The organism is Microlunatus speluncae (assembly GCF_009299835.1).
GTDB classification, from domain to species: Bacteria; Actinomycetota; Actinomycetes; order Propionibacteriales; family Propionibacteriaceae; genus Microlunatus; species Microlunatus speluncae.
This window is the reverse complement of the sequence record NZ_VKCZ01000006.1, coordinates 21,281-34,464: the sequence shown is the minus strand read 5'-3', so window position 1 is coordinate 34,464 and position 13,184 is coordinate 21,281. Positions and strand designations below refer to the sequence as shown.

Here is a 13,184-nt window from a genome sequence, read left to right as displayed (position 1 = left end):
GGTAGGTGTTGGGTCAGCGGTCGCAGCCGCCGTCTTTGTCGGCGCGGGACATGGGGCGGTGTTCGTCGACGATTCCCTTGTACGCATACGGATCCTCGCCGGCCACCAGCAGAATGTCGCGGAAGTCGGCGGTGGCCATGTGTTCGCCCTCGGTCGGCAGGCGCCACGGCAGCAGCGACTCGGCGCTCATATAGTGGTTGGCCAGGGCCCGCCGGTAGCCGTGCTTGCCGGAGTTCTCCAGCGACCGGTGCAGCAGGTAGCCGTTGAAGATCAACGCCGTGCCGGCCGGGATCTCGACCGGGACCGCATCCTCGTCGGCGTAGGGGAAGTCGTACGCCTCGCCGGTGCAGTCGAAGCGCGGATCGTTCTGCTCCTTGGAGGGATAGATCACGCCGCGGCGGTGCGAACCGGGCTGCACCCAGAGGCAGCCGTTCTCGATCGTCGCGTCATCCAGCGCGATCCAGACCGCGGTCAGCGACCGGTCCCGGGTGGGGATGAAGAACTCGTCCTGGTGCCAGGCCTGGCCGGGCTTGCCCTCGGACTTGATGAACAGCATCGACTGCATCGCCTTGACGTTGGGGCCGATCACCGAGACCAGCGCGTCCACGATCCGCGGCGCGGTCAGCGCGGCCAGCGACGCCTCTGACACCTTGTGCGGGAAGTGGATGCAGAGGAAGGAGCGCAGCACCTCCTCGTCGGTCCGGGTGGCGATGTCGGCCGGGGCGCTGTGCGGATCGTCGCTGTCCCGCCAGCCGTTGTAGATCTCGCCCAGATCACCGCGGCAGAGCCGGAGCGCGTCGTCATTGACCGCGGCCACCTCCTCGGCGCTGAGCCCGTCGGCCAGCAGCGCGAAGCCGTGTTCGGCGAAGTGCCGGGCGAACTCCGCATCCGGGCGGTCGAACCGCCGCAGCGCCGGGTGATCGGTGCCGGTGGCGAGCAGTGAGGTCATGGTGGCCCCCTCGAGGTCTGGGTCGTTGATCAACACAGTGCCAAGGCCGATCGATCCGGCCAATAGCGGAAAGCCGCGAACTAATATCTGATCGTGACATCAGGGCCGCTTCGGGTGCAGACCGCCGGGACCGTGCTGTTCGCTGATTATCCCCCAGGAGATGTGTACGGGCCACGAACCCTGTCCAGTTTCGAGCTGGTCTGGCTGTTGACCGGGTCGGCCCGGCATATCTGGTCCCGCCCTCGCGCCGGCGAGCTCGAGGCCGGCACGACGCCGCTGCGGCCCGGCCAGCTGGTGCTGGCGACGCCCGGCACCCGGGACACCTTCCAGTGGGATCCGCGCCGGGCGACCCGGCACGCCTTCATCCATTTCATGATCACCGATCCGGCCGGACTGCCACCGACCTGGCGCTGGCCGATGGTCCGGGACCTGGTCACTGCGCCGATCCTGAGCGGCATCTGCGACTACCTGCTCGAGCTCGCCGGCCTGGGCACCGACGCGGCCCGGCGGCGCAGCGACGAGTTGGTCACCCTGCTCGTCGACCTGTACGTCACCGGCCCGCTGGCCGCCGCCGAGCCCGACCTGCCGACCCAGGTCGCGGCAGCGGTGGACCGGGTCCGGTCGCTCTGGGCGGCCGACGGGATGCGGATCGTGCCGGTCGAGGAGCTGTGCGGGGCGATCGGCGTCTCCTCCGGGCACCTGCACCGGGTGTTTCGTGATCACTACGGCACCGGGCCGGCGCGCTGCTTCGAGCTGATCCGGCTGGCTCGCGGCGCGGTCTCGCTGCAGCGCAGCAACGCCGGGCTGGCCGAGGTGGCCCGGCAGGTCGGCTACACGAATCCGTACCACTTCTCCCGCCGGTTCCGGCAGGCCTACGGTTGCCCGCCCGGCCGCTATCGCGGTACCGCCGACCCGGTCGACCCACTGGAGCCGCTCCGGCTCGGCGGCCTGCTGCCGCTGGCCGGCCGGCTGCTGAGCCTCTGATTTCCGCCCTACACCGGTTCTAAACTACGAAGGACCGGTCCGGACCAGAACGACGAGGCGACGGTGGATGTAGCAGTGGGGGTATCGACAGCACTGGAACGTCTGGACGAGGCGCTGGACCACCATCGCTTCCGGGTGCAGCGGCGGCTGGCCCCACCGGCGCAGCTGATCCGGGGCCGTGGCTGCGAGATGTGGAACGTCATCGCCGACCTGCGCCGCGGCGTCGAGCGGGAGTTCCTCGGCATCGACGACACCAGTTGGCTGGTCGAGAACGCCGTACCGGAACGGATTCAGCTCCGCGGCCCGGCCACGTTGCGGGCGGCCCTGCGCCGCGGCGCGGCGGTCCGTCAGGTGACGTCGCGCCGGGGCCTGGCCGCGGATCGGGCCACCGGCGCGATCGTGCACCGGGAGGGCGGGCAGGCTCGGGTGCTGGACCGGGTCCCGTTCAAGGTGTCCATCCTCGATCGCCGGCTCGCCGTGATGGCGGTCGACCGGACGGTCCTGGCGAACGGCTTCGCGATCATCAGCGACCGGCTGCTGGTCGACACCCTGGTCACCCTGCATCGTGATCTCTGGCGGCGCGGTACGCGGATCGACGACGAGTCGGGACAGCTGCCGCCGCACCTGGCCCCGGTGCTGCCGCTGCTTGCCGCCGGCGAGACCGACCTGGTGGCCTGCCGCAAGCTCGGCATCTCCGACCGCAGCTACAGCCGCCGGGTCCGCGAGCTGCTCACCTTCCTCGGCGTCCAGAGCCGCTTCCAGGCCGGCGCCGAAGCCAACCGCCGCGGCCTCCTCTAACCCCCCCCCGCGCCACATCAGGTGGCCCGGAAGACCAGCAGCTGCCTGTGGCCGGTCAGTGGATCGATGCTCCCGAGAGCGAGGCCGGCCCGATCGGCCATGGTGCGGAACTGCTGTTCGGTACGTTCGCCGCCGCCGAAGAGGACGAACAGCCGGAGATCCTGGATCGCCGTCTCGAGCGTCGCCGCGTCGGCCGTGAGCTGCTCCGGGACGACGCGTTCAACGACGACGACCCGGCCGTGCGGCCCGGCGGCGCGGGCGGCCGAGGCGAGGATCCGGATCGCCTGTTCGTCGTCCCAGTCGTGCAGGACGTGCGCGAGCAGGTAGACGTCGGCACCGGTGGGTACGTCGCCGAAGAAGTCGCCGGGCTCGAGCCGGAGCCGGCCAGCGGCAACCGCTTCTGATCCGGCCAGATCGGTGATCACGGCCGCCCGGTCCAGCAGGGTGCCGCGCAACCGGGGCCAGGCGTCGAGCAGGGCGCGCAGCAGATGCCCGCGACCGCCGCCGAGCTCCAGCACGTGATCAACTCCGGACCACAGCGGATGGGCCGCCACCGGCGCGATCCATTCGGTGGCCCGGGCCGACATCAGGGCGTCGAAGGACCGGCTGAGCTCCGGATCCCGGTCCAGCCGGTCCCACAGCCGGTCCGGGGCAGCGCCCCGGACGGCGGACAGGGCCTCGCTGATCACGAGCCGGTCCAGCTCGCCGGCCGCACCGGCCCAGTCCAGCCGGGCCGAGAACGCCCCGGTCGGCCCGTCGGCGAGGGCGCGCCCGACCTCGGTCGCGACGGCCCGGTCGCCCTCCAGCCGGACCACCTGCCGGACGGCCAGCGGCCGCAGCAGACGGCGCAGTACGTCCTCGGTCAGCGCCAGTTCGGCGGCCAGTTCGGGAATCGGTACCGGGGCGTCGACGATGCGGCCGAGCAGACCGGTCGTGGCGGCGATCCGTACCGCCAGCGGAGTGACCAGATCGATCACTGTCCAGGCTTCGAGCGCAACATCGTCCATAGACCGATCCTGTCCGGCCGGGGTCGTCCGGGCCGCCGGGCTGGCGACAAGTCGCCAGGATTCGGCCGGGATGATACGGTCCCGTGAAACCGCTCTCTCGGACAGCGGGCAGCGGGATCGAATATTTCAATTCGTTTTGGCAATCGGATGACAAACGGTTGCCACGTTGCAGACGTCTGCTGCAGGGTGAAGGGGATCGGCAGCCGACGAGGATGCGAAGGGGATGCGCGTGGCCCGAACAGACCGGACGACAGTCCCGGACACTGGCGGACCTGACACCATCGAGGTCGAGGACCCCGGCGCGGTGGCGAGATCGTCGCCGCCGGCCGTGCCGCGACCGCAGAAACCGGCCCTCTCCTGGTGGGCTCGCGCCCGGCGGGACAAGGTGCTGCTGTTGATGGCGATCCCGGGTCTGGGCCTGCTGCTGGCCTTTCACTACCTGCCGCTGCTGGGCAATCTGATCGCCTTCCAGGAATACCTGCCGTTCGTCCCGCTGGGCCGCAGCCCGTGGGTCGGCTTCGAGAACTTCGCCGTGATCTTCAACGGCGATCTCGAGTTCCTCAACGCGCTGCGCAACACCCTGGTGATCACTCTGGTCCAGGTGGTGTTCGTCTTCCCCGCGCCGATCGCCCTGGCCCTGCTGCTGAACAGCCTGCTGTCGGAGCGGATCAAGCGGATCGTCCAGTCGGTGCTCTACCTGCCGCACTTCCTGTCCTGGGTGATCGTGATCGCGATCTTCCAGCAGATCCTCGGTGGCAGCGGCTTGATCAACAACCTGTTCCGGTCGCAGGGGATCGAGACCGTCGACTTCCTCGGCAACCCGGACACCTTCATCACCCTGCTGACCAGCCAGGTGATCTGGAAGGACACCGGGTGGGGGACGATCTTGTTCCTGGCCGCGCTGACCCAGATCGATCCCGCCCTGTACGAGGCGGCGCGGGTCGACGGAGCCTCGCGCTGGCGCCAGCTGTGGCACGTCACGCTGCCCGGGATCCGCGGCCTGATCATCCTGTTGTTGATCTTGCGGCTGGGCGACTCGCTCACCGTCGGCTTCGAGCAGATCGTCCTGCAGCAAGGCTTCGTCGGCAGACCGGCCAGTGAGGTGTTGGACACCTACGTCTACAACAACGGCGTCCTGGCCGGCCAGTGGGGCGTGTCGGCCGCGGTCGGCCTGGTCAAGGGCCTGGTCGGCGTCGCGCTGGTGCTGGGGGCCAACAAGATCGCGCACGTGTTCGGCGAGGCGGGGGTGTATCAGAAGCAATGACGACCACACAGAATCTCGTGACGCCACCGCGAGGCAGGCGCCGGCGGCCGATCGACGCGCCGAGCGTCCCAGTCCGGGCGATCAAGGCGATCGTGCTGGTGGTGGCCTGCCTGCTGGTGATCATCCCGTTCGTCGGCGTGATCTCGACCAGCATCGCCAGCCAGTCCCACGTCACCAACTCCGGCGGCTTCGTGCTCTGGCCGGACGGCATCCATCTGGACGCCTACCGGACGATCTTCAACGGCGGCGTCGTCCTGCAGGCGCTGCTGGTCAGCTTCCTGATCACGATCGGCGGCACCCTGGTCAGCCTGGCCGGCTCCACCATGCTGGCCTACTCGCTCAGCCGGCCGGGCTCGTTCGGCCAGCGGCCGATCCTGATGATCGTCCTGTTCAGTCTCCTGTTCAGTCCGGGCCTGATCCCGAACTATCTGGTGGTGAAGCAGTTCGGCCTCCTCGACTCGCTCTGGGCGCTGATCCTGCCGACCGCGATCAGCGGTTTCAACGTGATCATCCTGCGCTCGTTCTTCATGGGCATCCCGGACGAGGTCGTCGACGCGGCCCGGATCGACGGTGCCGGTGATCTCCGGATCTTCTGGTCGGTCGTGCTGCCGCTGTCCCGCGCCGTGCTCGCGGTGATCGGACTGTTCTACGCGGTCGGCTACTGGAACGCGTTCTTCAGCGCCCTGCTCTACATCAGCGACACGGCGAAGTGGCCGCTGCAGTTGGTGCTGCGGACGTACGTGATCAACAACACTGAGCTCAGCAGCGGCGATCTCGGCGGCGCGGCGGCCGATCAGCTGCCACCGCAGGAGTCGATCCAGATGGCGATCCTGGTGATCTCCCTGGTCCCGATCCTGATCGTCTACCCGTTCCTGCAGCGGCACTTCGCCAAGGGCATGCTGACCGGGGCGGTGAAGGGATGACCATGATCAGCAGAAGAGGGCTGCTCGGCGGATCCGTGGCGGCCGCGGCCGGGCTGGCGGGCCTGAGCGGCTGCGCCACGGTGACCCGGTCCAAGGACATCGCGGCGCTGAACCGTCCGGTCGAGCTGCCGACGTACCAGCGGTTCGACGGCCCGAAGCCGGACCTGCCGACGACCCACGAACTGATGCCGGACTGCTTCTACCGGTTCCCGGCCGACCCGCCGCAGGCGACCCAGGGCTCGCCGGGCGACGGCAGCGAGATCAGCGGCACGGTGCAGACCTCCAACCCGATCCCGCCGACGGCCGACCGGAACCCGTACTGGCAGGAGCTGAACAAGAGGCTCGGATCGCCGCTGCGGTTGAGCATCACGGCGGCGAGCGACTGGGGCAGCAAGTTCGCCACCGCGGTGGCCGGCGACACCCTGGGCGACATGTTCAACGTCGACGGCGGCTTCGCCTACCTGCCGCAGTTCCTCGAGGCGCGGGCCCAGGACCTGACCGAGCATCTGTCCGGCGACGCCATCCTGGAGTATCCGTTCCTGGCCAACCTGTCCGCCGAGTCCTGGCGCGGCTGCGTGTATTCCGGCGGCATCCGGGCGGTGCCGATCCAGCGAGGGGTGATGTCGTCCAACCTGCTGCTGGCCCGGCAGGACCTGTTGGACCAGCTCGGTGTTGATCTTGGTTCGCCGAACGCCGACGAGTTGATCAAGGCGGCGGCCGCGATCACCGACGAGAAGCAGAACCGGTGGGCGTTCGCCGTCCCGCCGACGGCGGCGCTGGCCGCGATGCTCGGCATGCCCAACGACTGGGAGGTGCGCGACGGCAAGTTGGTGCACAGCCGGGAAACCGAAGAGCACAAGGAGATGCTGAGCATCACGGCCAAGCTGCAGGCCGATGGGCTGATCCATCCGGACGGCATCGCCAAGAACAACCAGAAGGTCTGGTTCAGCCAGGGCTCGGCGGTGCTGACTCAGGACACGTACTCGTCGATCCAGAGCTTCTACCGGCGCAACACGGTCGAGGGCTTCGCGATCTCGCTGCCGGTCGCCCGGCAACGCGACGGGGATGTCGGCCGGTTCCTGCTCGGCTCACCGAACAACTCGATCGCGACGATCAAGCCGAGCTCACCGGAGCGGACCCGGCTGCTGCTCCGGGTGCTCAACTGGATGGCCGCCCCGTTCGGCACCCAGGAATACCTGTTCCGCAAGTTCGGGCTGCCCGACCGTCACTACACCCTCGACGGCACCGACCCGGTGCTGACCGAGGTCGGCGGCAGCGAGGTCTGCCTGGGTGAGTTCCCGATCCAGTACCTGATCGACGGCGGCTTCCCGGTCTACTTCCCGGGACATCCCGAGGCGGTCGACGTGGCCTACAACCACCTCAAGGCGATCCTGCCGACGGCGGCGACCAAGCCCGTCTACGGCACCTACTCGCCGACCCAGTCGACCCGCGGCAAGATCCTCGACTCCCGGATGGACGCCACCACCAAGGACATCCAGCTCGGCCGGGCCGACCTCGGCAGCTGGGACCAGGCGGTCGCCGACTGGCGCAAGTCCGGCGGTGACGCCATCCGGCACGAGTACGAAGAGGCGCTGGCGATCCAGGGCCGGAACTGAACCCGCTCAGTCGCTGAGCGGGGGAGCTGGGCGCTCGGCCGTCAAGATCAACAGGCTGTTCCGATCGGTGGCGTCACGATGATCGGTGACGATCTCGCAGCCCAGTTGCTCGGCCGCCATGATCACCTGCCGGGCGACGGTGATCATCAACTCGTCGCCGCCGGCCGGGACCACCAGGGTCAGCAGGTCGCCGCGCCCGCCGCGCAGGGCCCGGGCGAGCTGGTTGGGCCGGTAGTCGAGCTCCTCGACCGCGGCCTCGACCCGGCGGCGCAGGTGATCGCTCACCCGGGTGTAGCCGTTGATCGCATTGGACGCGGTCTTGGTCGACACCCCGGCCCGGTCGGCGACGTCGCGCAGCGTGGCCATCTCGGCCCCTTTCGTGTCCTTCGCGGTCCAACCCCCGTAACACCGGCCAACACCGAACACCGGTGTTCTGAGTCTGATCGACGAATTCATACCAGTCAAGACGTTATGGTGGTGTGAGAGGAGGTGGTCGCGATGGCACCCGAGGCGATTCCGGCCGAGGTAGTGCTGCTCCGCGACTTCGTCAACAGCTACGAGCCGCAGGTCGACGACGAGACCCTCGACCGGCCGGCAGCCCTGCGGGATTGGTTCGTTGCCCGCGGACTGCTGCCGGCCTCCGCCCGGCTCGCCGCGGCCGACCTGACGGCGGCCCGGGCGGTCCGGGAGGGGATTCGCGCGATGCTGCTCGAACACGGCGGACACGAGGCGGTCGGTGCGGCCATCGAGGCGGGCAACCGCATCCTCGCCGGCTTGCCGGTTCGGGCGGCGTTCGGTCCGGGCGGCTACCGGTTGGTGCCGGCCGGGGACGCCGCGATCGAACGAGCGCTGGTCGGCCTGCTCGAGGCGATCCGGCAGGCGACCGAGGCCCACACCTGGCCGCGGCTCAAGGTCTGCGACCGCGACACCTGCCGCTGGGCCTACTACGACACGTCGCGGAACCAGTCGCGCCGCTGGTGCTCCATGGCCGGCTGCGGCAACCACATCAAGATGAAGCGTGCGTACGCCGCCCGGGTGGCCCGCGCCGACACGGACTGATCGCAGAGCTCTAGCCCGGGCACCGTCACAAATCGGGAGCGCAACGCATCGCCGGGCCCGGATTTCGGCTCGGATCGGCGTTGCGCTCCCGATTTGTGACGGTCGGCCGATGAGTCTCGTGGGTCCGGCGGGTCTACCCAGTCGACGGCGCGGAACGTCCGCGCTCGAACCGAGAGAAGGGCAAGCATGACGGAGCGCAACGACGCCAATCCGCTACCCGAGGTCGTCGACCGCGCGACCTGGCAGGCCGAGGCGGACCGGCTGCTGGTCCGGGAGAAGGCCCACACCCGCGAGGGCGACGCGATCGCCGCAGCCCGGCGCCGGCTGCCCATGGTCGAGGTCGACGCGTCGATCCCGGTCATCGGACCCGACGGCGAGGTGTCGCTGATCGAGACCTTCGAGGGCCGCAAGCAACTGATCGTCTACTACCACATGTGGCATCACGGAAGGCCCGCGGCGGACCAGTGCGAGGGCTGCACGTTCTTCACCGGGCACGCCCTAGAGCTTTCCTACCTGCACTCCCGCGATGTCACCTACGCGACCTTCTGCGCGGGCTCCTATCCGGAGACCTCGAAATACCGGGACTTCATGGGCTGGACCATGCCCTGGTATTCCGCCCGTGACTCCGAACAGGCCCTGCTCGGGGACCTCGGGTTCGGCGGCTATGCCTGCTACGTGCGCGACGGGGACCGGGTGTTCCAAACCAGCTGGACCGGCGACCGCGGCACCGAGGCCGGAGCAAACAGCTACAGCCTGCTCGACCTCACCGTGTACGGCCGCCAGGAGGCCTGGGAGGATTCGCCGGCCGGCTGGCCGCAGCCGTACCAGACCGCCGGCGAACAGTTCCGGCTGAACGGCCGTCCGACCGCCCAATGGTCGCGGATCGAAGCCGGCCACTCCGACGACCTCAGCTAGCTTGTTCCGTTCCCTGAGCCTGTCGAAGGGCGGGCCCCATCGCCTCTGCCCTTCGACAGGCTCAGGGAACGACCAAGATCAGGCGGATTCGTGCAGGCGGGGGACGTCGGCCAGGAGGCGCTGGGTGTATTCGTGTTGCGGGTTGAAGATCACGTCGTCGGTCGGGCCCTGCTCGACCAGCACGCCGTTCTCCATCACCAGCACCTTGTCGGCGATATAACAGGCCTGGCCGATGTCGTGGGTGATGAACAGGACGGTCATTCCCAGTTGATCACGCAGGTCGGTGAGCACGTTCAGGATGTTGACCCGGAGTGACGCGTCCAGCATCGAGGTCGCCTCGTCGGCGACCAGCAGCCGGGGCCGGAGCATCAGCGCGCGGGCGATCATGATCCGCTGCCGCTGCCCGCCGGAGAGCTGGTGCGGGAACCGGTCGAGCACGTCCAGGCCCATGTCGACGTGGCCCAGCGCCTCCTCCAGCCGCTCCTTCGCCGACACCTTGTCCAGCATCCGCAGCGACCGGTTGAGCAGCCGGCGCACGGTGAAGAACTGGTTGAAGGCGGAGAACGGGTCCTGGAAGACGGCCTGGACATCGCGCCAGTACGCGATCCGCGCGGTCGACGACAGGGTCGTCACGTCCCGGCCGTCGAAGCTCATCGTGCCCGAACTCACCGGCAGCAGCCCGAGCACCATCCGGGCGATGGTCGACTTCCCGGAGCCGCTCTCGCCGACGATCGTCGTGATCGCCTTCTCCTTGAGCACGAAGCTGACGCCGTCGACCGCGGTCACGGCGTTGCGGCCCGTGCCGAAGACCCGGCTGATCCGCTCCGCGGCGAAGATGTCGGTGCCGGCATCCGGTGCCGATGGTTCCACGGCGGTCATGACGTCCTCCCGGTGGTCGGTGCGTCCTCGAAGCCCTTCATCCCCTCGATCCGGAGCTTGCGATAGCGCGGCTCCGGGACCAGGACCGAGCCGAGCAGGGCCCGGGTGTACGGATGCTGCGGGTCGTCCACCATCTCGCCCGTGTTGCCGGTCTCGACGATCTGGCCGCGATACATGATCGACAACCGGTTCGAGACCGTACGCAACACGGGAAGATCATGGGTGATGAAGATGACGCCGGACATGATCTTCTTCTCCAGCATGTCCTGCAGCATGTCGATCAATGCCTTCTGCGACGTCACGTCCAGCGCCGAGGTCGGCTCGTCGGCGATCAGGATCCGCGGGTTGAGCAGCGTCGAGATCACGGTCACGGTCCGCTGCTTCATCCCGCCGGACAGCTGGTGCGGATAGGCGTCCAGCGCCCGGACCGGCAGCCCGAGGGTCTCGAACCGGTCCCGGGCCAGATCGATCGCCTCCGACTTCTTGACCGATCGATCATGGGCCTTGACCACGTCGACGACGAGATCACGGACCCGCATGGTCGGGCTGATCGAGTTCATCGCGCCCTGCGGCAGCATCGACACCACCGATCCGCGCCAAGTCCGGGGGATCCGCTGGGATCCGTCCAGCATCAGCTCCTTGCCGTCGATCTCCAGCTTGCCGTCGTCGACATACAGGGGCGGACGGGCGGTGAGCGAGATGATCGAGCCCAGGGTCGACTTGCCGCTGCCGGATTCGCCGGCCAGCCCGAGCACCTCGCCCTCGTCCAGGGTCAGCGAGACATGATCAACAGCGTGCAACTCCGCGCTGCCGGAACGATAGACGCCGTGGATGTTCTCGGCCTTCAACAGCAGTGAGGTCATTTCGGCGGCCCTTCCACGGGGAGTGCCGCTTCCTTCTCCTGCATGCTGCGCCGCCGTCGCGCCCGGCCGCGGCGCAACCGCGGATTGAACACCTCGTCCAGGCTGGACTGCAACATCAAGAGCGAGAACGCCACGATCGACAACATCACGGTCGGCGGGATGAACGCGAACCAGTAGTTGTTGCGCACCGCCCCCCAGGTCAGTGACCAATAGAGCATCAGGCCGAGGCTGACCGTGCCGCCGGCCGGGCCGAGGCCGAGCAGGCTGAGGGCCGACTCGGCCAGGATCGCCCCGGACACCTGGAGCACGAACGCCATCACGACGTAGCTGAGCAGGTAGGGCAGCACATCCCAGCCGAGGATCGACCAGAACCGCGCGCCGGAGAGCCGGGCGACGTCGATGTGTTCCCGGGTCCGCACGCTGGTCGCCTGGGCCCGGACCGCCCGGGCCGTCCACGGCCAGCCGGTCACCCCGATCACCAGTGCGAGGGTGAGGATCGAGCGGTTGCTCAGTGCGATCGACAGCAAGATCACCACGACGATGCCGGGGATGGCCAGCGCGATGTTGGTCGCGCCCATCAGGATGTCGTCCACCCAGCCGCCGCGGTAGCCGGCGATCAGGCCGATGATCAGACCGATCGCGGTGGCCAGCGAGCCGGCCAGCAGCCCGACGATCAACGAGGTCCGGGTGCCGTAGACCAGATTGGCGATCACGCTCTGGCCCTCGTTGTCGGTGCCGAGCAACAGCGGGCCGAAGCCCTGGGGTGGATCGTAGAGACCGCCGATGACCTGGTTCGGGTCGGTCTGGATGATCAACGGACCGAACAGGCCGATCAGAATGGTCAGCCCGATCAGCACGCTGGCGAACCAGAAGCGGGGAGTGAAGTTCACGGCTCTCATCAGCGGTCACCACTCTGAGCTGCCCGGATCCGGGGATCGATGATGCCGTACGCGATCTCGACACAGAAGTTCGCGCCGAGCACGGCCAGCGTGATCAACAGGGTGATCGACTGGATCACCGGATAGTCTCCCTGGCTGATCGCGTTGAACAACAGGGTGCCGAGGCCGGGGTAGTTGAACACCAGCTCGGTGATCAGCGCGCCGCCGATCATGCCGCCGATCGACAGCGCCAGCCCGGTGATCTGCGGCAGCATCGCGTTCCGGAAGATGTAGCGGACGATGGTCGAATCCCGCAGACCCAGGCCGCGACCGTAGTTCACGTAGTCGGAGCCGAGCTCGTAGATGGCCATCGACCGCATCCCGATCGCCTGGCCGCCGACGAAGATCAACACCAGCGACCAGAACGGTAACCAGAAGTAGGTGATCGCGTCACCGAAGAAGGCGAACGACAGCTCCGGTGACAGCCCGAGCGAGTAGGCCCCGCTGATCGGCATGATGCCGAGCGTGACGCCGACGATGTACTGCAGCAGGATCGCCAGGCAGTAGTACGGCAGGCTGGACAGGAACAGCGAGCCGAGGAACGCGCCCCGGTCGAAGCCGCCGCCCTTGAAGGCGGCGATCGCACCGAGGGCGTTGCCGACGATCCAGCCGATCAGGATCGCCGGCAGCTGGATCACGATGCTCCACGGCAGAGCGTCCCCGATCAGCTTGTTCACCGGCGCCGGGTACTGCGCGAACGACGTGCCCAGGTTGCCCTGGGCCAGTTGGCCCAGATAGATGAAGAATTGCTTCCACATCGGCTCGTTCAGGCCGAACTCGGCCATGAAGTGCTCGTGGATGATGCGCATCTGATCACCACTGGTGCCGCCGCCCCGGGCCAACTGGCTGACGATCGCGTCAACCGGGTTGCCCGGGATCAGCCGGGGCAGCAGGAAGTTGAGCAGCAGCGCGACGACCAGGGCGAGCAGGTACCAGAGCACCTTGCGGCCCAGATAGCGGGCGAAGACCATGAACTGAGTTCCCCGAGG

The 13,184-nt window shown here is 68.3% G+C and carries 14 protein-coding genes; 7 read left to right on the top strand and 7 right to left on the bottom strand.

Translation table 11 applies throughout. The features are described from left to right. Positions 1-13: 13 nt before the first annotated feature. Complete coding sequence (locus FNH24_RS08955; RefSeq protein WP_152361835.1) at positions 14-949, bottom strand: phytanoyl-CoA dioxygenase family protein; 936 nt, start codon at positions 947-949, stop codon at positions 14-16. A 93-nt stretch (positions 950-1,042) separates the two neighbouring features. Between FNH24_RS08955 and FNH24_RS08950 the strand changes: the two genes are divergently transcribed. Together FNH24_RS08950 and FNH24_RS08945 are read left to right on the top strand one after the other, a co-directional pair. Beyond that, a complete protein-coding gene (locus FNH24_RS08950) occupies positions 1,043-1,933 on the top strand; it encodes a helix-turn-helix transcriptional regulator (protein ID WP_152361834.1) in 891 nt (296 codons plus the stop codon). Between the two features lie 63 nt (positions 1,934-1,996). Next, entirely contained in the window at positions 1,997-2,731 is a 735-nt protein-coding gene (locus FNH24_RS08945; RefSeq protein WP_152361833.1) for a helix-turn-helix domain-containing protein, read from the top strand. A gap of 17 nt (positions 2,732-2,748) precedes the next feature. On the opposite strand, the gene FNH24_RS08940 is transcribed toward FNH24_RS08945, so the two are convergent. Further along, complete coding sequence (locus FNH24_RS08940) at positions 2,749-3,738, bottom strand: methyltransferase (RefSeq protein ID WP_152361832.1); 990 nt, start codon at positions 3,736-3,738, stop codon at positions 2,749-2,751. Positions 3,739-4,042: 304 nt separating this feature from the next. On the opposite strand from FNH24_RS08940, the gene FNH24_RS08935 reads away from it, so the two are divergent. Genes FNH24_RS08935 through FNH24_RS08925 form a run of 3 tightly spaced genes read left to right on the top strand, consistent with a single transcriptional unit; the run spans position 4,043 to position 7,541 of the window. Then, on the top strand, positions 4,043-5,002 hold the full coding sequence (locus tag FNH24_RS08935) for an ABC transporter permease (RefSeq protein WP_246186819.1): 960 nt from the start codon (positions 4,043-4,045) through the stop codon (positions 5,000-5,002). Positions 5,003-5,019: 17 nt separating this feature from the next. Beyond that, entirely contained in the window at positions 5,020-5,925 is a 906-nt protein-coding gene (locus FNH24_RS08930) for a carbohydrate ABC transporter permease (RefSeq protein WP_246186818.1), read from the top strand. 2 nt (positions 5,926-5,927) lie between these two features. Then, positions 5,928-7,541 (top strand): type 2 periplasmic-binding domain-containing protein, encoded by a 1,614-nt coding sequence (locus tag FNH24_RS08925; protein WP_152361830.1) that lies wholly within the window; start codon positions 5,928-5,930, stop codon positions 7,539-7,541. Positions 7,542-7,547: 6 nt separating this feature from the next. Here FNH24_RS08925 and FNH24_RS08920 read toward each other — a convergent pair whose 3' ends face one another. Beyond that, entirely contained in the window at positions 7,548-7,907 is a 360-nt protein-coding gene (locus tag FNH24_RS08920; protein ID WP_152361829.1) for a LacI family DNA-binding transcriptional regulator, read from the bottom strand. A gap of 132 nt (positions 7,908-8,039) precedes the next feature. Between FNH24_RS08920 and FNH24_RS08915 the strand changes: the two genes are divergently transcribed. Together FNH24_RS08915 and FNH24_RS08910 are read left to right on the top strand one after the other, a co-directional pair. Then, positions 8,040-8,600: a CGNR zinc finger domain-containing protein gene (locus FNH24_RS08915; RefSeq protein WP_152361828.1), complete on the top strand. Its 561-nt coding sequence runs from the start codon at positions 8,040-8,042 to the stop codon at positions 8,598-8,600. A 186-nt stretch (positions 8,601-8,786) separates the two neighbouring features. After that, positions 8,787-9,515, top strand: a complete 729-nt coding sequence (locus tag FNH24_RS08910) for a DUF899 family protein (protein ID WP_152361827.1) — start codon at positions 8,787-8,789, stop codon at positions 9,513-9,515. A 78-nt stretch (positions 9,516-9,593) separates the two neighbouring features. On the opposite strand, the gene FNH24_RS08905 is transcribed toward FNH24_RS08910, so the two are convergent. The 4 genes from FNH24_RS08905 to FNH24_RS08890 are packed head-to-tail and all read right to left on the bottom strand — an operon-like array spanning position 9,594 to position 13,166. Next, on the bottom strand, positions 9,594-10,394 hold the full coding sequence (locus FNH24_RS08905) for an ABC transporter ATP-binding protein (protein ID WP_152361826.1): 801 nt from the start codon (positions 10,392-10,394) through the stop codon (positions 9,594-9,596). After that, a complete protein-coding gene (locus FNH24_RS08900) occupies positions 10,391-11,257 on the bottom strand; it encodes an ABC transporter ATP-binding protein (RefSeq protein ID WP_152361825.1) in 867 nt (288 codons plus the stop codon). Before FNH24_RS08900 ends, FNH24_RS08905 begins: the two co-directional genes overlap by 4 nt. Then, on the bottom strand, positions 11,254-12,156 hold the full coding sequence (locus tag FNH24_RS08895; protein WP_152361824.1) for an ABC transporter permease: 903 nt from the start codon (positions 12,154-12,156) through the stop codon (positions 11,254-11,256). The genes FNH24_RS08900 and FNH24_RS08895 overlap by 4 nt, the downstream gene beginning before the upstream one ends. Then, positions 12,156-13,166 carry an ABC transporter permease gene (locus FNH24_RS08890; RefSeq protein ID WP_152361823.1) on the bottom strand — a complete coding sequence of 337 codons (1,011 nt, stop codon included), beginning with the start codon at positions 13,164-13,166 and terminating at the stop codon, positions 12,156-12,158. Before FNH24_RS08890 ends, FNH24_RS08895 begins: the two co-directional genes overlap by 1 nt. Positions 13,167-13,184: the final 18 nt, after the last annotated feature.

What these genes read in the sequence shown, in the direction of transcription:
- FNH24_RS08955 (WP_152361835.1), bottom strand. Translation starts at nt 949, where the DNA reads ATGACCTCACTGCTCGCCACCGGCACCGATCACCCGGCGCTGCGGCGG.
- FNH24_RS08940 (WP_152361832.1), bottom strand. Translation starts at nt 3,738, where the DNA reads ATGGACGATGTTGCGCTCGAAGCCTGGACAGTGATCGATCTGGTCACT.
- FNH24_RS08925 (WP_152361830.1), top strand. Translation starts at nt 5,928, where the DNA reads ATGATCAGCAGAAGAGGGCTGCTCGGCGGATCCGTGGCGGCCGCGGCC.
- FNH24_RS08920 (WP_152361829.1), bottom strand. Translation starts at nt 7,907, where the DNA reads ATGGCCACGCTGCGCGACGTCGCCGACCGGGCCGGGGTGTCGACCAAG.
- FNH24_RS08915 (WP_152361828.1), top strand. Translation starts at nt 8,040, where the DNA reads ATGGCACCCGAGGCGATTCCGGCCGAGGTAGTGCTGCTCCGCGACTTC.
- FNH24_RS08910 (WP_152361827.1), top strand. Translation starts at nt 8,787, where the DNA reads ATGACGGAGCGCAACGACGCCAATCCGCTACCCGAGGTCGTCGACCGC.
- FNH24_RS08905 (WP_152361826.1), bottom strand. Translation starts at nt 10,394, where the DNA reads ATGACCGCCGTGGAACCATCGGCACCGGATGCCGGCACCGACATCTTC.
- FNH24_RS08900 (WP_152361825.1), bottom strand. Translation starts at nt 11,257, where the DNA reads ATGACCTCACTGCTGTTGAAGGCCGAGAACATCCACGGCGTCTATCGT.
- FNH24_RS08895 (WP_152361824.1), bottom strand. Translation starts at nt 12,156, where the DNA reads ATGAGAGCCGTGAACTTCACTCCCCGCTTCTGGTTCGCCAGCGTGCTG.
- FNH24_RS08890 (WP_152361823.1), bottom strand. Translation starts at nt 13,166, where the DNA reads ATGGTCTTCGCCCGCTATCTGGGCCGCAAGGTGCTCTGGTACCTGCTC.